This window comes from Rhodococcus sp. NPDC057529 (genome assembly GCF_042802055.1).
Classification (GTDB): domain Bacteria; phylum Actinomycetota; class Actinomycetes; order Mycobacteriales; family Mycobacteriaceae; genus Rhodococcus_F.
The window spans coordinates 471,896-491,491 of the sequence record NZ_JBHVEY010000004.1; the positions used below are offsets into that span (position 1 = coordinate 471,896).

Genomic DNA, 19,596 nt, shown 5'->3' on the forward strand with positions numbered 1-19,596 from the left:
CGACGTTCAGTGAGGAACTTCAGGTGTCAGTCGATACAGCACAGCCATGCACCCGGGACGCAGTCGCCGAACTCATTTCCGTTGCACGGGAAAGAGAATCGGCGATGTTCACGGAGGCGGAAGGTAAATCCCTGCTCTCCACCTTCGGGATCGACACCCCCCGGGGCATCGAAATTGCTGTCGGCCAAATGATTTCCGACGACATTCGCGAGCCGTTGGTCGTCAAGGCCATCTCGTCCACGCTCGTCCACAAGTCCGACGCCGGCGGCGTCCGGGTGGGGGTGCGCCGCGACGAGATCGACGACGTCGCTGCACGGATGGGCGAGCGGCTCGCCGCCGCCGGGCACCGCTTGGACGGCCTCCTCGTCGAGGAAATGGTGCCGTCCGGTCACGAAGTGATCGTCGGAGCAGTCCGGGCTCCGGGGCTGGGCTGGACCGTCATGGTGGGCCTCGGCGGCGTACTGGTCGAGATCTTCGAAGATGTGGCGTTCGGTCTCGCACCGCTCGCGAACGAACAAATCCTCGACATGCTGCACGAACTGCGCGGCATGAAGGTGCTCGACGGAGCCCGCGGTGGGGAGAAGGCAGACATTCCTGCCTTGGTGACACTGATCTCGCGACTCGCCGGGCCGAACGGTCTGCTGCAGTCGCTGCCGGACGACGTGATCGAGATCGACCTGAACCCGGTCATCGTTTCCGGAACACGCGCAGTGGCCGTGGACGCACGTTTCGTCGTCGGTCCGGTGGAAGACACCGGATCGGCACCCGGCGACAGCGATGACGGCCGGGCCACCGATTTCACGCCGCTGTTTCATCCGCGCAGGATCGCCGTCCTCGGCGCGAGCGGTCAGCGGCCGAATCTCGCGAACCGGTTCATCCGGAACATTCTGAGCGGCGGGTTCGACGGCACCATCGTGCCGATACACCCGACCGCGGACAGCATCGAAGGACTTCCCACGGCGCGGTCGCTGGCCGAGGTCGATCAACCGATCGACTACGCGTTCGTGGCGCTGCCTGCGACCCGTGTCAGCGAGGCGCTGAGCCGAGGCGCCGGCCGAGTTCGGTTTGCCCAGGTGATCTCCAGCGGCTTCGGTGAGGTCGAGGAAGGAAAAGATCTCGAGGCGACCCTGGTCCAGACCGTCCGCGACGCGGGCATTCGGCTGATCGGCCCGAACTGCCTGGGCACACACGCCTCGGCCGGTCGACTCTCGTTCGTGCCCGAAGCTCCCCTGACACCGGGGACGACGGCTGTGGTCTCGCAGAGCGGCGGGCTGAGTGTCGACATCCTGCGCGTCGGATCGTTGCGCGGCATCGACTTTCACAGCGTGGTCAGCATCGGGAACGGCGCAGACGTCACCGCTGCAGAGCTCGTCGAATCCGCCCTCCGGAACGACGAGGTCCGTGTCATCGGCCTGTACCTCGAGTCGCTGGCGGCGGCACGAGAGGTGCTCGACGTGCTGACCCGCGCCGAAATGCGCAAGCCGGTAGTGCTTCTCGCCGGTGGCCGAACCAGCGAAGGCTCGCGGGCGGCGACCAGTCACACCGGTGCCCTCGCGGGAAATCACCGACTGTGGCCCGCGATCGCGCGGCAGGCCGGAATGACACTCGTCGATTCACTCGACGACTTCGCGACGGCCCTGCATGCCCTGTCCACGCTCGACCTCACGGTCAAGCCGAACGGTCGCGATGCCGTTCTGTTCGGCAACGGCGGCGGCGCGAGCGTCCTCGGCGCCGACGCACTCGAGCGGCAGGGACTGGCGACACCGCCACTCGCCGCTTCCGTGGTCGACGAACTGGACGGCCTGGGCCTGCCGCCGGGCAACGGACTGCGGAACCCGATCGACGTGCCTGCGGGGACGCTCGCCGTCAAGAACGGTGCGATCGCGAAGGACGTACTCGCGGTGGTGCTCGCCGGCAGTGAGTCCGCAGTGCTGATCTCCCACCTCAACGTGGGCATCATCCAGCGCAACCTCGGGGAAACCCACGGCGACGTGACCGGCACCGTCATCGACTCGATCGCAGACGCCCGCGACGAAGCCACATCGAACACCCACCAGCTTCTCGTGCTCAAGACCGACGGCAGCGCCGAGACGGAGGCATTGATCACGACGTACGCGCACCGCGCCCGCAGCCGCGGAATCCCGGTCTTTCCCGCCTTCGAGGACGCGGCCCTCGCCGCACGGGCGGTTCTCGAGCAGGGACTGCGGACATACCAGGCGTCACGCGACGCAGACGGAAGGCAGTAGAGATGTCACAGGACACAGTGATGGCCGAACCCACACTCAGCCGAGAGCAGGAGCACGAAGAACGCCGCGCAGCCGCGCTGGCGATGGGTGGCCCGAAGAAGCTGGAGCAGCGGCGCGCCGAGGGCACACTCAACGCCCGCGAGCGGATTGCGTTGATGCTCGACCCCGGAACCTTCCGGGAAAGCGGGTTGTTCACGACCTCGGCCGTCGACGCCGATCGCGACAAGACACCCGCGGACGGCAAGGTGACCGGAACCGGTGAGGTCGACGGCCGGCGCGCAGCCGTCATCGCCTACGACTTCACCGTCAAGGGGTCGTCGAGCAGTCCGGTGAGCAACAAGAAGATGTCCCATTTCAAGGAACTCGTCGTTCAGGTCGGGATGCCGCTGGTCTACCTGTCGGAGTCCACCGGGGTTCGGATGCCGGACGCGATGGGCGGGACCGGAATGGGCGCCGCCAACAGCAAGAAGCGGTTCCTCCGGCAGCGCGAAAGTCCCTGGGCATCAGCCGCATTCGGATACTGCTTTGGATCGGCTGCGTGGCACACCGTGTCCGCCGACTTCGCGGTCTTCCGCAAGGGGAGTGTCCTGGCGGTGTCGAGCCCCGGACTCGTCAGCCGCGCCACCGGGCAGCAAGTCGACGCCCAGGAGCTCGGAGGATGGAAGGTACACGCCGAGGTCACCGGCTACGCCGATGCCGTCGCCGACACCGACGAGGAAGCGATCGAACTGATCCGCCGGTTCCTCTCGTACCTGCCTTCGCACAACGGCGAGACACCGCCGGTCGCGCCGATCCCGACCGGATCCGGCGAGCGTGCCGCCGAACTCAACGACATCGTTCCCCAGGCCCGCACCCAGACCTATGACGTGCGCAAGGTCATCGAGATCGTCGCCGACACCGGGTCGGTGTTCCCGATCAAGGCACGCTACGGCAAGAGTCTGGACACCTCGCTGGTCCGGATCGGTGGACAGAGCGTCGGCATCATCGCCAACAACCCGATGTTCAAGGGCGGGGCGCTCGACGGTCCGGCGTGTGACAAGGCGACCAGCTTCCTGGTTCTCTGCGACTCCTACAACATTCCCGTCGTGTTCCTCGTCGACCAGCCGGGATTCCTGATCGGGTTGGAAGCCGAGCGGAACAAGATCGCCGGCAAGGTCATCAACTGGATGAACGCCCTGTCCCTGGTGACCGTGCCGAAGATCGCTGTCACGCTCCGCAAGAACTACGGCCAGGCCTACATCAACATGGGCGGCGGACTGACCGCCGACACGACGGCAGGCTGGTGGTCCACGGAGGTGAGCTTCATGGATCCCACGTCCGCGGTGTCGGTCGTCCACGGAGTCGACGCGGAATCCGACCCGGAACTCTATGCTCAGCGCCTCGCCGAGATGGCCAAGGGGACTACCGCGTACGACGTGGCACGCGTCTTCGGCGTCGAACAGGTCATCGATCCCGCCGAGACCCGTGACTTCATCCTCGGTGCGCTGAAAGACCACTACCGAGCCCGCACCAACGGCATCGGCGAGCACCTGCTGCGCGCCTGGCCGACGAGTTACTGAGGACGACGTGATGAACTCATATCCAGATTGCCTGCTGGTCGCGAATCGCGGCGAGATCGCCCGGCGGATCATCTCGACCGCCAACACGCTCGGTGTCCGCACCGTCGCGGTCTACCACAAGGTCGATGCGGACCTGCCGTACATCGGAGAGGCCGACCACGCCGTTCAGCTCGAGGGCGACACGCCGGTGCAGGCCTACCTCGACGGCGCCCAGATCGTGCGAATCGCACAGCAAGCCGGCGCGACCGCCGTGCATCCGGGCTACGGATTCCTGGCAGAGAACGCCGACTTCGCCCGGCTGGTGGCCCAGTCCGGACTGACGTGGGTCGGCCCGAGTGCCGAGGTCATCGAGGTCATGGGCGACAAGGTCGAGTCCCGCCGGGTGGTGGCCGCAGCCGGTGTGCCGATCAGCGGTGACGTCGGCGCGGCGCTCGAGACGGGCGACGAAGCCGTCGCGGAGGCAGGGCGTCTCGGATACCCGGTGATGGTGAAGGCCTCCGCCGGCGGCGGCGGAATCGGCATGGCCGTTGCTCACGACGAAGAAGGCCTGCGCAAGGCGTTCGAGAACACCAAGTCGATGGCGGCGCGGAGCTTCGGTTCCGATCGGGTCTTCGTCGAACGGTATGTGTCGTCCGCGCGGCACGTCGAGATCCAGATCCTCGGTCTGGAGGACGGTTCGATCGTCGCTCTGGGAGAACGGGACTGCTCGACGCAACGACGTCACCAGAAACTCATCGAGGAGAGCCCGGCCCCGCACCTGGATCCGGTTCTGAGGAACCGCCTCGTCGAGAGTTCGATCGCGGCCGCCCGGGCCGTGGGCTATCGGAATGCGGGTACGGTGGAATTCCTGCTCGACGCCGTCACCGGCGACTTCGTATTCCTCGAGATGAACACCCGCATCCAGGTCGAGCACCCGATCACCGAACTCACCCACGGTGTCGATCTGGTCGAGCAGCAGCTGAGCATCGCGGAGACGGGCACCACCACCCCCGGCTTCGCCCCCGTCTCGCGCGGTCACGCGATCGAATTACGGATCTGCGCGGAAGACCCCAAGAGGTTCTTCCCACGCCCGGGGCCGATCGACGTGTGGCAGGAGCCGACCGGGCCCGGTATCCGGGTCGACTCGGGCTATACGGCGGGCACCGAGGTGACGCCGCACTTCGACTCGTTGCTGGCCAAGGTGTGCGCGTTCGGCGCGACCCGTGAGGAGGCGCGCGCCCGCGCCCTCGCGGCCTGCAGGGAGTTCGTGATCGAGGGGCTCGTCACCAACAAGCCCTTCCTCGAACACGTGCTCGGCTCGGAGGAGTTCACGAGCGGGCGCTACGACACCGGTGTGGTCGAGAAGATCCAACGGAGACAGAAGAACTTGGCCGGAAGGAGTGCGTGAGATGTCGGAGACGATTCAGTCGGATATGGGTGCCAACGTGTGGAAGATCCTCGTCGCACCGGGTGACCGGGTGGAGGAGGAGGCGACGTTGATGATTCTCGAAGCCATGAAGATGGAGATCCCGATCCTCGCCGAAGATGCAGGCACGGTCGTGGCAGTCCACGTCGCCGAGGGCGACAGCGTCGCGTCCGGTCAGCCCCTCGTCGAATTCGAGACGGCATGAACACATCGATTCCCCGCCGCATGAAATCGTGGTCGGTCGCGCAACTCGGCGAACCGATCGACGTCGTCCACCTCGTCGAAGGTGATGTTCCCGAACCCGGTGCAGGGCAGGTCCTCGTGCGGGTCCTGGCGGGCGCAGCCAACTTCCCGGACGTGCTGATGTGCCGTGGCAAGTACCAGGTGCGCCCCGACCTGCCCTTCACCCCCGGACGTGAAGTCTGCGGCGAGGTCGTCGCGGTCGGGCCGGACGTCGTGCGGGCAGCGGTCGGCGACCGGGTGCTGGGCCTGACCACCCTTCCCTACGGCGGATTCGCCGAGTACGCCCTCATGGACCAGAGCACGACCCATCCGGCGCCGGCTTCACTCGACGACGCGCAGGCCTCCTGCCTGTTCATCGGGTATCAGACCGGCTGGTTCGGGCTGCATCGGCTGGCTAGGATCCGGGAGGGGGAGACCCTTCTGGTGCACGCGGCCGCCGGCGGTGTCGGCAGCGCGGCCATCCAGCTCGGCAAGGCCGCCGGTGCCCGGGTCGTCGGTGTCGTGGGCGGCGAGGAGAAGGCCGCCTACGCCCGGCAACTCGGTGCCGATGTCGTCGTCGACCGCAGGCGGGAGGACTTCGTCGGGGTCGTCAAGGACTTCACCGACGGCAGAGGCGCCGACGTCGTCTACGACCCGGTGGGAGGCGACGTCTACCACCGTTCGACGAAATGCATTGCGTTCGAGGGGCGGATTCTGGTCGTCGGCTTCGCGGGCGGCGAGATCCAGACCGCGGCGCTCAACCACGCGCTGGTCAAGAACTATTCGATCCTGGGGATTCACTGGGGGCTCTACAACACGAAGAATCCTGACGCGGTGGATCGATGCCACCAGGAACTGTGCACGTTGGCGGACTCCGGAGCCATCGATCCCTTCGTCAGCCAACGGGTCTCGATGGACGCAGTGCCTGCAGCCCTGCAGAGCCTGGGGGACGGAAAGACCGTCGGCCGAGTGGTGATGGAGCACACCGGGATCGGCCGGTAGCCAGTTTGCGGAAACCGGGGGCAGCACATCGGCAGGCCACCAGGCATGCACTGATCACTAGGAGTACGAATGTTTGGGTCGAAGCAAGGTGACTCGCCCTTCGGAGAACTGCGGGCATTGGACAGCACCATCTCGAGAAGGTCGATGTTGAAGTATCTCGGTCTCGGCACGGCGGCGGTCGGCGCCACCTCGTTGCTCGCGGCCTGCGGGGGCGGGCCGGGCGCCGGTGCCTCGGGCCGGGCCGCCAAGTTCACCATCGGGTCGTTTCCGGGTGACACGTTTCTCCTCGATGCGGTGAATCTTGCCAACGACGACTTCGCCAGGAACAACCTCGACGTTCCGAAGTTCATCACCCCGCAGAGCGGTGTGCAGGCGCTACAGCTCGTCTCGGCGGGCGCTGTCAACGGCTACAGCTCCGACACCCTGCTGCTGATGGGTGCCCACGCCAACAGCACACAGGGCAAGCGACCGGTCATCATCGGTCTGAAGAACGTGTCCACCACCTACGGGATCGTCGTCGGCCCGAACGGCAATTGGCCCGGCGAAGACGCGACGTTCGAAGAGAAGATGCAGTCGCTGAAAGGCAAGTCGATCGGGGTGAGCGCCATCGGCGCGGGCGGTGATCTGCAACTGGACCTCGCTCTCGAGCTGGCCGGTATGCAATCCTCCGACGTCACCCATCTGGCGGTCGGCCCGTCTGCCTCGGCCATCCCGAACATGAAGGCCGGGCGACTCGACGGCTACGTGTCGGTCCAATGGAGCTCGGGGCTGTTCATCGCCCGGGAGACAGGCGGATCGGTGCTGCTCGACTTCGGCAGGCCGTCGATGCCCGAGACGTTGCGCAACCAGGCCGTGGTCTGCATTTCCACCAGCGAAAGTTTTGCCGAGGAGCACGAGGACGTGCTGAAGAACTGGCTTCGAGCACAGTCGGAGGGCAGCGAATGGATGCTCTCCCACAAGGACGAAGCAGCGGAAATCCTGAACTCCGGCACCTTCGACGGCAACGCACCCGAAATCGCCAAGGCCTACATCGAGCACTACGCGCAGGATGTGGCGCCGAAATTGCAACCGATGTTCAAGGCGCCCAAGGATCAGGTCGACCACATGATCGACCTTGCCGTCCGCTTCGGAAACGCGAAGGAAGGCGCTATCAGCTACGAGCAGATAGTCCCCGCCTTCGCACGGGCGTGAGGTCTCACATGGAGTACACACGAACAGGTGCCGCCCCGACGCGTCCCCAATCCCCGCCCGGGCTGGATCTCGATCGAATCACCGAGTGGCTGGCCGGGGAGCGACCGGGGCTGGTGGCAGGGGAACTGTCGGCCCGGCTGATCGAGGGCGGGAAATCGAATCTGACCTACGACCTCTCCGACGGTGAGAACCAGTGGATCGTGCGTCGTGCGCCACTGGGCGAGGTCATGGCGACGGCTCACGACATGCGCCGGGAGTACCGAATGGCCGGCGCACTTCGAACCACCGACGTCCCCGTGCCGGCGATGATCGCCTACTGCGACGACAAAGACGTTCTCGGCACCGACTTCTACCTCATGGAGCGGATCGAGGGCGTGCCCTATCGGTACGCCGACGAGCTCAGACCACTCGGCGCAGCTCGAACGCGAGCCATCTCCGTCGAGCTGGTGCGCACACTGGCAACGCTGCACCGGGTAGAACCGGGAGAGGTGGGCCTGAACGACTTCGGTCGTCCCGAGGGCTTCCTGGGGCGGCAGGTGACACGCTGGAAGACGCAGCTGGACGCGTCCTACACCCGCGATCTCCCCGGCGCCGACGAGCTCTACACGGCACTCGTCGCGGCTGTCCCCACGAAGTCGGCCGCGGGCATCGTCCACGGCGATTTCCGCCTGGACAACGTGCTCGTCGGCGCCGACGACCTGCCTGCCGCCGTCATCGACTGGGAGCTGGCGACGCTGGGCGACCCGCTTCTGGACCTGGCCCTGATGCTCACCTATCAGCGGCGAGCGAAGATCGTGGCCGAACGGGAGACGACGGAACCGGCGAAGTACGACGCGACGCTGGCACCCGGCTACCTCACCGAGAAGCAGATCATCGAACACTACGAAACCGAGAGCGGCCGTGAACTGGAGGGATTCGGCTTCCACCTCGGTCTGGCCTGTTTCAAGCTCGCCGCGATCTCCGAGGGCGTCCGGTATCGGCACATCAATCGTCAAACCGTGGGTGCGGGTTTCGAGGACAGTGGCAGCACTGTGCCGTTGCTGCTCGAACTCGGGCTCGACTCACTGAAGGAGCACAAGTAGATGGAATTCTCGACAGACGCCCGGACCGACGAGTTGCGCAAGGAACTCGTCGACTTCATGTACGGGCACGTCTACCCGGCCGAGGCGGCGTACCTGGATGAGCTGGACGGCCTCGGGAACCGCTTCGCGTGGTCGGAGTCGCCGATCCTGCAGAAGCTGAGAGCCGAGGCACGCAGCCGTGGGCTGTGGAACCTCTTCCTCCCCGGGGCCGAGGGGGCCGGGCTGACGAACGTGCAGTACGCACCGCTCGCCGAGATCACCGGCCGCAGCAAACTCCTCGCTCCCGCGGCGCTGAACTGTTCGGCCCCCGACACCGGCAACATGGAACTGCTGTCGATGTTCGGCACCGAGCAGCAGAAGAAGGAGTGGCTCACCCCGTTGCTCGAGGCCGAGATCCGTTCGGCCTTCGCCATGACCGAGCCCGACGTCGCGTCGTCGGACGCCACCAACATCTCCACCAGTATCGTTCGCGACGGCGGCGACTACGTGATCAACGGCCGCAAGTGGTACATCAGCGGTGCGATGAATCCCAACGCCGAGATCCTGATCGTGATGGGCAAGACGGATCCGTCGGCCGACCGGCACCGCCAGCAGAGCATGATCCTGGTGCCGCGGAACACCCCCGGCGTCCACATCGAACGTGCGATGAAAGTCCTGGGCTACGACGACCATCACAGCGGGGGACACGCCGAGATCGGGTTCACCGACGTGCGGGTTCCGGTTGCCAATCTCATCGGCAACGAGGGCGACGGCTTCGGGATCGCCCAGGCCCGGCTGGGACCCGGCCGGATCCATCACTGCATGCGCGCCATCGGTATCGCGGAGCGGGCGATCAAACTCATGTGCGAGCGGGCCGACGACCGTGTGGCGTTCGGCAAGCCCCTCAGCCAACAGGGCGTGATTCGCGACTGGATCGCCGAATCGCGGGTCCGTCTCGAGCAGTTGCGCCTGCTGGTCCTCAAGACGGCGTGGCTCATGGACACGGTGGGCAACAAGGGCGCCCACACCGAGATCCAGGCCATCAAGATCGCCACTCCGTCGACCGTCGAATGGATCATCGACAAGGCAATCCAGGTTCACGGCGCCGGCGGACTGTCCCAGGACTACTTCCTCGCTCCGGCAGCGGCGTATGTCCGCACGCTGCGGTTCGCGGACGGACCCGACGAGGTGCACAAGAACGCGCTGGCGCGCAATGAACTTCGCCGCCAGGCCGCACGACGCAGTGCCTGACCGCTCGGTCGATTACCGCTGAGACGTGCGGCTCCGCTCGCCCACGAAGCGAGTCGGTGTCGCCGTGACGGCCCACCCGTGTCCCCCTCACCCGTAACCCGGGTGAGGGGGACACTGTCGTGTGCAGGGCCCGTTCGGGAGGCGACTGTGGCTATCGCCTTGATAGTGAGTGAGACATTGATCTCACCAGCAGGACCCGCGCATGATCATGACGTGCCAAATCATCTTGCTCAGCATGGTGCCGACTCGTCCTCGCCCGCATCGCCGGTCACGCGGCGACCCGGAAATCAGACGCTCGAGGTCGCGCGGAAGGACGTCGTGGCAGACGGCGTCGTGAAACTGCGGCTCGAGGAGCCGACCGGTGGACGGCTCCCGCATTGGACGCCCGGCGCGCACATCGACCTGGTCATGCCGACCGTGGACGGTGGTTCCCAGGTGCGGCAGTACTCGTTGTGCGGCGACCGGTGGGATGCCTCCGCCTACGAGGTCGCCGTGTTGCGGGAGCCGAACTCCCAGGGCGGATCGCAGTTCATTCACGAGAATCTGGCCGTCGGGGACATGCTCAGTGTCGGCACCCCTCGGAACAATTTCGGTCTGGCACAGGCGAGCCGATACGAATTTATCGCCGGCGGCATCGGGATCACGCCGATCATGACGATGATCGCCGCAGCAGAGAAACTGGGTATCGACTGGCACCTGCTCTACGGTGGCCGGTCACGTCGTTCCATGGCCTTCCTCGGCGAACTGGCCCGATACGGAGACCGCGTCACGGTGTGGCCGCAGGACGAATCGGGTCACCTGCCGCTCGATTTCCTCGAGGAGCCGACGGACGGGGCAAAGGTCTACTGCTGCGGTCCCGAGCCCCTGCTGGCGGCGGTCGAATCCGCGTCCGCGAACTGGCCCGGGTGGGCCGTCCGGTTCGAGCGGTTCGTGGCGCCTTCGCAGCCGCCACCGGTCCGCACCGAACCCTTCACGATCGAACTGTCCCACTCCGGCAGGACCGTCACCGTCGGTACCGAACAGACCGTTCTCGAGGCACTGGACGCCGCCGGCGTCCCGGTGTTGTCCTCGTGCAACGAGGGAGTCTGCGGCACATGTGAAGTCGGCGTCGTGGGCGGTGTTCCGGATCATCGGGATTCACTCCTGAGCGACGCGGAACGCGCCAAGGGGGACCGGATGTTCGTCTGTGTGTCACGTTCGATCACCGAACGACTCGTGCTGGATCTCTAGGAAGGTTGACAGTGTCGATTACGGATACCACCGGACGGCAGGGTTCGACAGCCCCGTCCCTCGACGACGACCCCTTCTCGTCGGAAACGCTCGAGAACCCGCTGCCGTTCCAGGAGCGGCTGCGTGAATCCGGGCCCGTCGTCTTCCTGCCCCGGTACAACGTCCACGCCGTCGGGCGTTACGACGAGGTCCACAGCGCGCTCTCGAACTGGCAGGGCATGACCTCCGGTTCCGGAGTCGGTCTGAACGAGCCCTGGCGGGCGCGGGGACTGCTTCAGACCGACCCACCCGAGCACGACGCACCCCGCGAGGTGCTGCAGTCGATTCTGTCCGCACGAGCATTGCGTGCGATGAAGGACGCCTGCACCCGGCAGGCCGAGACGCTGATCGACGACCTGCTCGGTGGCGCGGCTGCCGGGGACGCGATCGAGATCGACGGATACAACGACATCGCGGCCAAGTTTCCGGTGAACTTCTTTCCCGACGCGTCCGGCATCGACGAGGAGCAGCGGGAGAATCTCGTTCCCTACGCCGATCACATCTTCAATGCCCTGGGGCCGCGAAACGAACGAGTCCTGCAGGGGGAGTGCCGGAGCGAGGCGCTGGCGGAATGGGCCACGGCGAAGTGTGCCCGCGAGTCACTGAAACCCGGAGGATTCGGCAGCGAGATCTGGGCGGCCGCCGATCGCGGCGACATCATGCACGAACTGGCGCCGCTCCTCACGCGTTCGCTGTTGTCGGCAGGTGTCGACACGACCGTCTACGGTCTCTCTGCGATGCTCTACGGGTTCGCCACCCATCCCGATCAGTGGGCGGCGCTTCGCGAGAACCCCAACCTCGCCCGAGTCGCGTTCGACGAGGCGCTGCGCTGGGAGTCTCCCGTCCAGATGTTGTTCCGCAAGACGTCGGCCGACGTCGAGATCTCCGGGACCGTCATACCGGCCGAGACGCGGGTGCTGCTGTGCTACGCCGCGGCGAATCGTGACCCGCGCAGGTGGGACGACCCCGACCGGTTCGACCTCTCGCGTGATCCCTCGGGGCACGTGGCCTTCGGGATGGGCATCCACCAGTGCGTGGGGCAGCACGCGGCGCGTCTGCAGGCCGAGTGCCTGCTCGAGGTACTCGTGACCCGCGTGACGTGCATCGAACTCGCGGCACCCGTACGTCGCTATCACAACAACACGCTGCGAGGATGGAAGGCCATGCCGCTTCGGCTGAGTCTCGCCCAGATGTTGTGAGCGAGTTCGTGTTCGACTGCGCCATGGAACGATTGAGTGCCGGTGCCGGTTCGACGTACCTGATTCACGGTGAGGCAGGCACCGGTAAGACACACCTCCTGCGGAGCACGCTCGACGCGGCCCGCAGGCGTGGTTGGTCCTGCCTGTACGCCGCGGCGCACGAGTACGACCGCGACATCCCGTATGCGACGGTGCGCACTCTCCTGGGAGCCCTCGGCCACAGCACGGTGTCGAGCGATCCGAACAGTGTGACGGTGCTGTTGCAGTCGATGACGGCTTCGTCGCCGGTCGTCGTGGCCGTGGACGACGCGCACCTGGCGGACGAGGACAGCCTCGTCGCCGTGACCCTCGCCGCACGGCATCTGGCGGGCCGCCCGCTCCTCGTGATCTTCGCCTCGCGGACCCGGCCGTGGATGACCGGCGAACGTCTCTTCGCGGCGATCGGCCCCCTCGTGAGCGAACAGGAGCAAACTGTTCTCGAGCGTCACTCGGTCGAGGGGCATGCCCTCGGCACCCTCGTCGAGTCGGTCCTCGGAGCTGCGCCCGACGAACGACTGACCGGCTACCTGACCGAGCGGACGCGGGGGAACCCGCTGCTGGTCCGGGAAACGCTGAACGCGTTGCACACTGCGGGTGCAGTCCGGTCCGAGCAGGGAACCGCCTACCTGGTCGATGATTCCCCGCCGCAGCTCCCGCGTCCCGCGGCGTTGCTCCACCGAATGTTTCCCCGGGACCCCGCTCTCCGCGCGCTGGGTCGTCTGGTCGCGGCGCTCGGCCGGGTGGATCTGGACTACCTCCCACTCCTCGCCGAACTGGCCGAGAGGTCGCTGGGCGAGGTCCGGGCCGTCTTCGACTCACTGGTCTCGAGCGGTGAACTCGTGGCAACGGGGTCCGGATGGTACGAGTTCCGCCACCCACTGGTCGGTGAGCTGCTCTACGACGAAATAGGCCCGGCCGAGCGCCGCCGCGTCCATGCTGCGATTGCGGCGTGGATCGCGGACAGCGAGTTGGGCATGCCGGCCCGCGAGCGCGCCCGACACGTCACGGAGGGCGCGGCGCGCGGCGACACCGCCGCGGTCACCGTGGCGGTGCGCGCCGCCGATCGAGCGATGCGCACGTCGCCGCGCGTGGCTGCTCGCTGGTACGGCCGGGCGCTGGATCTGCTGCCACGCTCGGACGCCGCCGCCGGCGAGATACTTCGACGGCAGTCCGCGGCGTATTGGAAGGGTGCGCGACCGGCCCTGGCAATCGACGCAGGCAGGAAAGCGCTCGGTGTGCTCGGCGCGGGCCGTTCCCGCGACCGCACCGTGGCGACGATCGTGCACTGCCACAACGCGATGGGCGATCCGCAGAGCGCCGCAGACCTACTGGTCGCCGAGGCGGGGCAGGCGAGAGACCCGACGCCCTACCTCGCGCAGCGCGCGGCGATGTCGGCGCGCCTCGGTGACACCGATCAGGCGCGCGTCCTGGCCGCGACGGCGTGGTCACAGGTGCGCGAGTCGACCCCGGCGGCCCAGGTCGTCGCCTACACGTACCTCGGTCAGGTCGAGGCCGCCGTCGGCACGTTCCCGAACGCGCGCGAGGCCGTCGATCAGCTCGAGATCCTCGGGACCGGCGAGCAGGAAGTCCCGGCGGGCACGCGCACCGGTGCCCTGGAGTCGGCAGCGCACCACGCCGCAACAGCCGGCGCGACCGATCGCGCGAACGCGCTGCTGACGACAGCGGGGGAAGCCGCCGGACTCGCCGGATCCGCAAACCTGGGCGGGCAAGCCGCACTGGCCCGCGCGCTCGCCGAGTTCACGGCCGGCGAATGGACCGCGGCCTCCGAGACGATCGCCCGGGAGGCAGTCCATCTCGAGTTCTCGGGTATGCGCAGCACTCTGGCTCGCCTGCGTGGCGTGGAAGTCCAGATCCTCACGGGCCGCGGTGATTTCCGGCGTGCCGTGTCCGTGCTGGCAGCGACGAAGCCGCCGGCCTCCTGCCGGATCGACTTCGCGATCTGGCAGGCGGTGCAGGCCTCGGTCGAGGTGTCGAGGTCCCGGATCGAGCACGCCATCCCGATCCTGGAGCGACTGCGGTCGGAAGCGGGAGCCCGCGGCTGGAACGAGGTCGGGACCATCACCCACACGAGTCTGGTCGAGGGCTACCTCGCTCGCGGAGAGATCGAGGCCGCGCGGCGCGGCGCGGACGACTTCTGCCGCCACGCGGAGAACGTCGGTACGCCCAGGGCGCGCATGGCATCCGGCATCGGCCGTGCCCTCAGCTTCGGTGAGGCGGACCCGGCTCGCGACGTGCTTCTCGAGGCCGAGGCGCAGAACATGCACTACATCGCGGCGCAGGCCCATCACGCGCTGGGCGTCGTCGGTCCGGACGTCGCCGATCACCTCGAGGCCGCGTGGGCGTTGTTCCAGAAGATGGACGCGACGCTGTGGCTGAAGCGGGTGGAGGCCGCCGGCCGGTCGCGCGGACTCGTCCTCGGCCGACGTGCCGACACGGCGGGGGCACCCGGACCTCTCACCGATGTGGAACGTCACCTCGTCACGCTGGTCCGAGACGGCCTCAGCAACCGGGAGATCGCCGACGTTCTCCATTACAGCAGCAAGACCGTCGAGGCCTACCTCACCCGGCTCTACAAGAAGACCGGCTACACCTCGCGGGTCGAGCTGATCGTGGCCCACGAGCGGGCGGACAGTCTCACCGGTAGGTGACCCAGGGGTCCGGGAGATGACCGTGCTCGTTGAACGCCACGAGGGACGTCCCCGACGAGCCGATCACGATCTTCGTGACGCCGGAATTGACCGCGACCCTGTTCAGGGCGAGCCATTGCGGGAAGCCGCCGCCCAGCAGCCGGGCGGTCACCCAGGCGATCGCACCGGCGCTGGAGAAGACGACACCGGTCTGCCCGCGGTCGAGTCCTCCGGCGACCCGGTCGAGGGACGTGTCGACCCGGGCCGTGAACGCACCGAACGTCTCGGCGTAGTCGGCGTCGTGGTCACCGGACGACCACCGTGTGGACGCCCGCTCGAGCAGCCGCTGGAAGGCGCGCGAATCCGTCTTCGCCCGCGGATCGTGCTCACCGCTGGCAGCCAGCAGATCGCTCGCGTCGAACTCGTCCCAGCCCGGATCCACGTCGGGGTGCGTCGTGTGCCAGGCGGCGGCCGTGCTTGCCTCCTGAGCCGTCTCTCGTTGGCGTTTCATGTTTCCGGTGACCGTCCGGGCGGGAGCGATGCCGCGACGACTCAGTTCGGTGCCGAGGGCGCGGCTCTGTTCCCGGCCGCGAGGCGACAGGCGGTCGTAGTCGTCGGTGCCGAAGGATGCTTGCCCGTGACGGACCAGAAGGACAACACTCATGCGGCGCACGGTAGTTCACCCGACCACCCGCGGCATACCCTTCTCGGCCGGTCGCCGCACACTGTCGGGAGATCCCTATCGGCCGCCCGCCACGGTGCCGGTACCTCTAGATTCAGAGGATGGACATGCGGCAGATGGAGTACTTCCTCGCTGTAGTCGACTGCGGCGGGGTCACCCGCGCCGCAGCGCAGTTGCGTGTGGCGCAGCCGTCGCTGTCGCAGGCGGTGCGCAAGCTCGAGAAGGACTTGGGCGTCGAGTTGTTCCATCGCGTCGGCCGCGGCCTCGTGCTCTCGCCTGCCGGTGAGGCGCTCGTCGGCCCGGCACGCAGCATCCTGCGGGAGGTGGAATCGGCCGAGAACGCCGTGCGCGACGTCGGGGCGATGCGCGGCGGCCGGATCGACATCGCCTCGCTCTCGGACCTGTCCTCGGATCCGCTGTCGGTGTGGGTCGCCAAGTTCCGCCGGCAGTATCCCGACGTGCGGTTCCACATCGAGGAACGGGACGAGACCGCCGACATCGTGACGCTGGTCCGGTCGGGGGCGTGCGAGCTGGGCATTCTCGCGCTGCCCCTGCCGACCGAGGATCTCGTCGGGGAGGAACTCATCGATCAGCAGCTCGTCCTGGTGTGTCCGCCCGGCACCGACGCCCGGTGGCCGGACCCGGTGCCGATCGAGGCGTTGACCCGCGTTCCGTTCGTGATGGGCGAAAAAGGCACGGCAACGCGGGATTTCATCGACCGCTCACTACGGCGGCGCGGCGTCGAACCCGACGTCGCGGTGGAGGTGCGTCAGCGTGGTGCCGTGCTGCCGATCGTTCTCGCGGGCGGCGGGGTGTCGATCGTGGCCCTGCGCAGCGGACTCGACGCGATGCTGCGCGGCGGGGTGGTGCGTGAACTCTCGCCGCGGCTCACCCGGCGGATGGGGGTGATCCGCCGTCCCGGCCGGATGACCCAGGCGTCCACGGAGTTCCTGGCCTGCGCCCGCGCGTCGTTCGAGGAGTTCGCCACGTCCATCGCCGCGCTCATGTCCTCGGGTGTTTCCCTCGTGGAGGCCGCGAAGCTGACGCGGGCCGAGTTCGACCGCCGGATTCGCGACGACAACGCGCGCGCCACGAACTCATAGGCAATTGCAGTATTTCTCCTACTTTTCTGGTCTTTGACCCGATCGATACTCGGGACTTCAATGGTGTGCACCTGATCACACCGTTGCGACGGGATCCGGATCGATCGAAGGTCGTATTCGAGATCCGTCCGGACTGGTTCACGCCGTGCAGACACGTCGCGACGGTTCGTTTCCGAAGAGGCCCTATGACTCAAGTATCGACGCCGACCACCGCAGCGTCCCGGCGTACCGGATCGGCGCTGACCCGGCGCGCCTGGATGATTACCGGACTGCTCGTCGTGTTCATGCTCATCAATTTCGCGGACAAGTCCGTCATCGCGTTCGCCGGCGTCCAGATCCAGAAGGATCTGGGCCTGACGCCGCAACAGTTCGGCATGATCCAGAGCAGCTTCTTCTGGCTGTTCGCCGCCGGCGCTCTGTTCTTCGGCTGGCTGTCGTCCAAGGTGAGTATCCGATGGCTGCTGGCCGGACTGATGTTGCTCTGGGTAGCCACCATGGTGCCCCTGACCGGCACCGTGACCTTCGGCGTCCTGGTGGCCTGCCGGCTGATCCTCGGGTTCGCCGAGGGCCCGGCCTTCGCCCTTGCCAACCACGCCGTCCACTCCTGGTTCCCGCCGGAGAAGCGTGCCCTGCCGAGCAGCTTCGTCACCGCCGGATCCTCACTCGGCGTCCTCATCGCCGCCCCCGTGCTGACCTGGATCATCGTCAGCTGGGACTGGCACGCCGCGTTCTATCTCCTGATCACGGTCGGTCTGGTCTGGATGGTCGCCTGGATCGTCCTCGGACGCGGCGCACCCGGCGAGACCGCCGAGCCGGCCCAGGCAACCGAAACCGTCGTCGACACCGTCGACGCCCCGTACCGGACGATCCTGCGCACCGGGACCGTGATCGGGATCGCGCTGTTGATGTTCTGCTCGTACTGGTCCACCACGCTCAAGGTGTCCTGGCTTCCCGTCTATCTGGAAGACGGCCTCGGCTACGACACCCTGACCACCGGTCGGTTGGTCATGCTTCCCTACGGACTCGCGGCGGTCGGTGCGATCGCCGCCGGATGGTTCTCGAATCGCCTCGTCTCCCGCGGCGTCTCCCGGAAGGTTGCGCGCGGCTACCTGTCGGCCGGCCTGATCGCCGGCGCCGGCATCACCATGGTCGGGTTCACCATCGTGTCGGCCGGACTGCTGCAGATTCTGCTCGTGTCCCTGGCCTTCTCGCTCAACACCGCGGCGTACGGCGTGGCGTTGACCGCAATCGCGGACGTCGTGCAGTCCCGTAAGCGCGGCATGGTCCTCGGTGGCCTCGGCGCGGTGTCGAGCATCTCCGGCATGGTGGCACCACTCGTACTCGGTTACTCGGTCGGGCGGGCGGCCGACAAGGTCTCCGGCTACGGCACCGGCTTCCTGATCAGCGGGATCCTGATGATCGTCGGTAGTGCGATCGCGGTGTTCCTGGTCAACCCCGAACGCGACATCACCCTCATCCGCCGGCGTGCCGAGGAGACCGCATGATCGACAAGCCTCTCGACGGCGTCCGCGTCATCGACTTCGGACAATTCATCGCTGCCCCCGCCGCCACCCAGGTCCTCGTGGACCTCGGCGCCGACGTGATCAAGGTCGAACCGGTGCACGGCGAGTCCGCGCGCGGAATCGGCGCGCACGGTAAAGCCATGGTGGAGAACTACAACCGCGGCAAGCGGGCAATCGCGCTCGACCTCAAGGACCCGCGCGGTCAGGAGATCGCCCGCCGGCTGATCGCCGGCGCCGACATCGTGGTGCAGAATCTGCGCCCCGGGGTGATGGACAAGCTCGGTCTGGGCGCGGACGAGATGCGCACCGCGCATCCGCACCTCGTGTACGCGACGGTGAGCGGGTTCGGCCTGCACGGACCGTCCAGGAATCGTGCCGGACTCGACATCGCCGCGCAGGCGGAGAGCGGCCTGATGTGGGTGACCGGCGAGCACGACGGCGAGCCGCAGAAGGTCGGTGCCCAGATCGTCGACGCCGCCACCGGCTACGTCTGCGCCCAGGCAATCCTCGGCGCGTACATCAGGCGCCTGCGCACCGGCGAGGGCGACACCGTCGAGGTGTCGCTGCTCGAGGTCGCTATTCATCTGCAGACCCCGAACTGGGGCGCCTACCTCGACACCGGCACCGAACCGCGGCGCATGGGCAACGGTCAGCCGACGGTCGCTCCGGCCGCCGACATCATGCCCACCAGCGACGGCAGCGTCGTGGTCTCCGCGTACTCCGAGGTCCACTTCCGACGGCTGTGCCGACTGCTGGGCCGACCGGAACTCGCCGACGACGCCCGGTTCGCCGACAACGAGAGCCGGGTCCGCAACCGCCCCGCCCTGCTCACCGAGTTGCGCGCCGCGTTCGTGACCATGACGAGCGACGAGGCGATGGACGTACTCGCCGCCAACGGTGTCGTCGCCGGGCGGATCAACACCTACCCCGAGGCGATGCGCAGTCCCGACGTCCAGGCCTCCGGGCTCTTCATCGAGGTCAGCCGCCCCGACGGCGTGCCGGCGACCGCTCTGGGCACGCCGTGGCACCTCGAGAGCGTCCCGAAGCTCCCGACCACGGGTGCGCCCGACCTGGGGCAGCACACCGCCGAACTGATCGCCGAACTCGGCTACCCGACCGACGCGCTCGATGCGCTGGCCGCCGACGGCGTCGTCGCGCTCGGCCGCTGAATCCGTCGTCGATCCCCACCTGTACCG

At 67.3% G+C, this 19,596-nt stretch carries 15 protein-coding genes; 14 read left to right on the forward strand and 1 reads right to left on the reverse strand.

Annotation, left to right across the window (positions count from 1 at the left end):
- Nucleotides 1-23: 23 nt before the first annotated feature.
- From ACFU5V_RS10560 to ACFU5V_RS10610, 11 genes are all read left to right on the forward strand, one after another.
- Nucleotides 24-2,246 (forward strand): acetate--CoA ligase family protein, encoded by a 2,223-nt coding sequence (locus tag ACFU5V_RS10560; protein WP_378698946.1) that lies wholly within the window; start codon nucleotides 24-26, stop codon nucleotides 2,244-2,246.
- A gap of 20 nt (nucleotides 2,247-2,266) precedes the next feature.
- On the forward strand, nucleotides 2,267-3,805 hold the full coding sequence (locus tag ACFU5V_RS10565; RefSeq protein ID WP_378698948.1) for an acyl-CoA carboxylase subunit beta: 1,539 nt from the start codon (nucleotides 2,267-2,269) through the stop codon (nucleotides 3,803-3,805).
- 10 nt (nucleotides 3,806-3,815) lie between these two features.
- Entirely contained in the window at nucleotides 3,816-5,192 is a 1,377-nt protein-coding gene (locus tag ACFU5V_RS10570; RefSeq protein WP_378698950.1) for an acetyl/propionyl/methylcrotonyl-CoA carboxylase subunit alpha, read from the forward strand.
- Between the two features lies 1 nt (nucleotide 5,193).
- Complete coding sequence (locus ACFU5V_RS10575) at nucleotides 5,194-5,415, forward strand: biotin/lipoyl-binding carrier protein (protein ID WP_378433218.1); 222 nt, start codon at nucleotides 5,194-5,196, stop codon at nucleotides 5,413-5,415.
- A 20-nt stretch (nucleotides 5,416-5,435) separates the two neighbouring features.
- Complete coding sequence (locus ACFU5V_RS10580) at nucleotides 5,436-6,434, forward strand: NADPH:quinone oxidoreductase family protein (RefSeq protein WP_378699091.1); 999 nt, start codon at nucleotides 5,436-5,438, stop codon at nucleotides 6,432-6,434.
- Nucleotides 6,435-6,578: 144 nt separating this feature from the next.
- A complete protein-coding gene (locus ACFU5V_RS10585) occupies nucleotides 6,579-7,625 on the forward strand; it encodes an ABC transporter substrate-binding protein (protein ID WP_378698952.1) in 1,047 nt (348 codons plus the stop codon).
- 8 nt (nucleotides 7,626-7,633) lie between these two features.
- Nucleotides 7,634-8,707 (forward strand): phosphotransferase family protein, encoded by a 1,074-nt coding sequence (locus tag ACFU5V_RS10590; protein WP_378698954.1) that lies wholly within the window; start codon nucleotides 7,634-7,636, stop codon nucleotides 8,705-8,707.
- On the forward strand, nucleotides 8,708-9,937 hold the full coding sequence (locus ACFU5V_RS10595; protein ID WP_378698956.1) for an acyl-CoA dehydrogenase family protein: 1,230 nt from the start codon (nucleotides 8,708-8,710) through the stop codon (nucleotides 9,935-9,937).
- A gap of 213 nt (nucleotides 9,938-10,150) precedes the next feature.
- Nucleotides 10,151-11,167: a PDR/VanB family oxidoreductase gene (locus ACFU5V_RS10600; RefSeq protein WP_378698958.1), complete on the forward strand. Its 1,017-nt coding sequence runs from the start codon at nucleotides 10,151-10,153 to the stop codon at nucleotides 11,165-11,167.
- An 11-nt stretch (nucleotides 11,168-11,178) separates the two neighbouring features.
- Nucleotides 11,179-12,405, forward strand: coding sequence for a cytochrome P450 (locus tag ACFU5V_RS10605; RefSeq protein ID WP_378698961.1), 1,227 nt, complete (start codon nucleotides 11,179-11,181; stop codon nucleotides 12,403-12,405).
- Between the two features lie 23 nt (nucleotides 12,406-12,428).
- Complete coding sequence (locus ACFU5V_RS10610) at nucleotides 12,429-15,113, forward strand: AAA family ATPase (RefSeq protein ID WP_378698963.1); 2,685 nt, start codon at nucleotides 12,429-12,431, stop codon at nucleotides 15,111-15,113.
- On the opposite strand, the gene ACFU5V_RS10615 is transcribed toward ACFU5V_RS10610, so the two are convergent.
- Nucleotides 15,100-15,756: a histidine phosphatase family protein gene (locus ACFU5V_RS10615; RefSeq protein WP_378698965.1), complete on the reverse strand. Its 657-nt coding sequence runs from the start codon at nucleotides 15,754-15,756 to the stop codon at nucleotides 15,100-15,102. The two genes, ACFU5V_RS10610 and ACFU5V_RS10615, sit on opposite strands and share 14 nt — an antisense overlap.
- 119 nt (nucleotides 15,757-15,875) lie before the next feature.
- Here ACFU5V_RS10615 and ACFU5V_RS10620 point away from each other — a divergent pair, with 119 nt between their 5' ends.
- The 3 genes from ACFU5V_RS10620 (at nucleotide 15,876) to ACFU5V_RS10630 (ending at nucleotide 19,569) form a co-directional block, all read left to right on the forward strand.
- Nucleotides 15,876-16,877 (forward strand): LysR family transcriptional regulator, encoded by a 1,002-nt coding sequence (locus ACFU5V_RS10620; RefSeq protein ID WP_378698967.1) that lies wholly within the window; start codon nucleotides 15,876-15,878, stop codon nucleotides 16,875-16,877.
- 185 nt (nucleotides 16,878-17,062) lie between these two features.
- Complete coding sequence (locus ACFU5V_RS10625) at nucleotides 17,063-18,382, forward strand: MFS transporter (RefSeq protein ID WP_378698970.1); 1,320 nt, start codon at nucleotides 17,063-17,065, stop codon at nucleotides 18,380-18,382.
- Nucleotides 18,379-19,569: a CaiB/BaiF CoA transferase family protein gene (locus ACFU5V_RS10630; RefSeq protein WP_378698973.1), complete on the forward strand. Its 1,191-nt coding sequence runs from the start codon at nucleotides 18,379-18,381 to the stop codon at nucleotides 19,567-19,569. The genes ACFU5V_RS10625 and ACFU5V_RS10630 overlap by 4 nt, the downstream gene beginning before the upstream one ends.
- The last annotated feature ends 27 nt before the right edge of the window (nucleotides 19,570-19,596 follow it).

Coding starts and splice junctions, on each gene's coding strand:
- ACFU5V_RS10570 (WP_378698950.1), top strand. CDS start 3,816: ATGAACTCATATCCAGATTGCCTGCTGGTCGCGAATCGCGGCGAGATC.
- ACFU5V_RS10580 (WP_378699091.1), top strand. CDS start 5,436: ATGAAATCGTGGTCGGTCGCGCAACTCGGCGAACCGATCGACGTCGTC.
- ACFU5V_RS10615 (WP_378698965.1), bottom strand. CDS start 15,756: ATGAGTGTTGTCCTTCTGGTCCGTCACGGGCAAGCATCCTTCGGCACC.
- ACFU5V_RS10585 (WP_378698952.1), top strand. CDS start 6,579: ATGTTGAAGTATCTCGGTCTCGGCACGGCGGCGGTCGGCGCCACCTCG.
- ACFU5V_RS10565 (WP_378698948.1), top strand. CDS start 2,267: ATGGCCGAACCCACACTCAGCCGAGAGCAGGAGCACGAAGAACGCCGC.
- ACFU5V_RS10595 (WP_378698956.1), top strand. CDS start 8,708: ATGGAATTCTCGACAGACGCCCGGACCGACGAGTTGCGCAAGGAACTC.
- ACFU5V_RS10590 (WP_378698954.1), top strand. CDS start 7,634: ATGGAGTACACACGAACAGGTGCCGCCCCGACGCGTCCCCAATCCCCG.
- ACFU5V_RS10620 (WP_378698967.1), top strand. CDS start 15,876: ATGGACATGCGGCAGATGGAGTACTTCCTCGCTGTAGTCGACTGCGGC.
- ACFU5V_RS10625 (WP_378698970.1), top strand. CDS start 17,063: ATGACTCAAGTATCGACGCCGACCACCGCAGCGTCCCGGCGTACCGGA.
- ACFU5V_RS10575 (WP_378433218.1), top strand. CDS start 5,194: ATGTCGGAGACGATTCAGTCGGATATGGGTGCCAACGTGTGGAAGATC.
- ACFU5V_RS10630 (WP_378698973.1), top strand. CDS start 18,379: ATGATCGACAAGCCTCTCGACGGCGTCCGCGTCATCGACTTCGGACAA.
- ACFU5V_RS10610 (WP_378698963.1), top strand. CDS start 12,429: ATGGAACGATTGAGTGCCGGTGCCGGTTCGACGTACCTGATTCACGGT.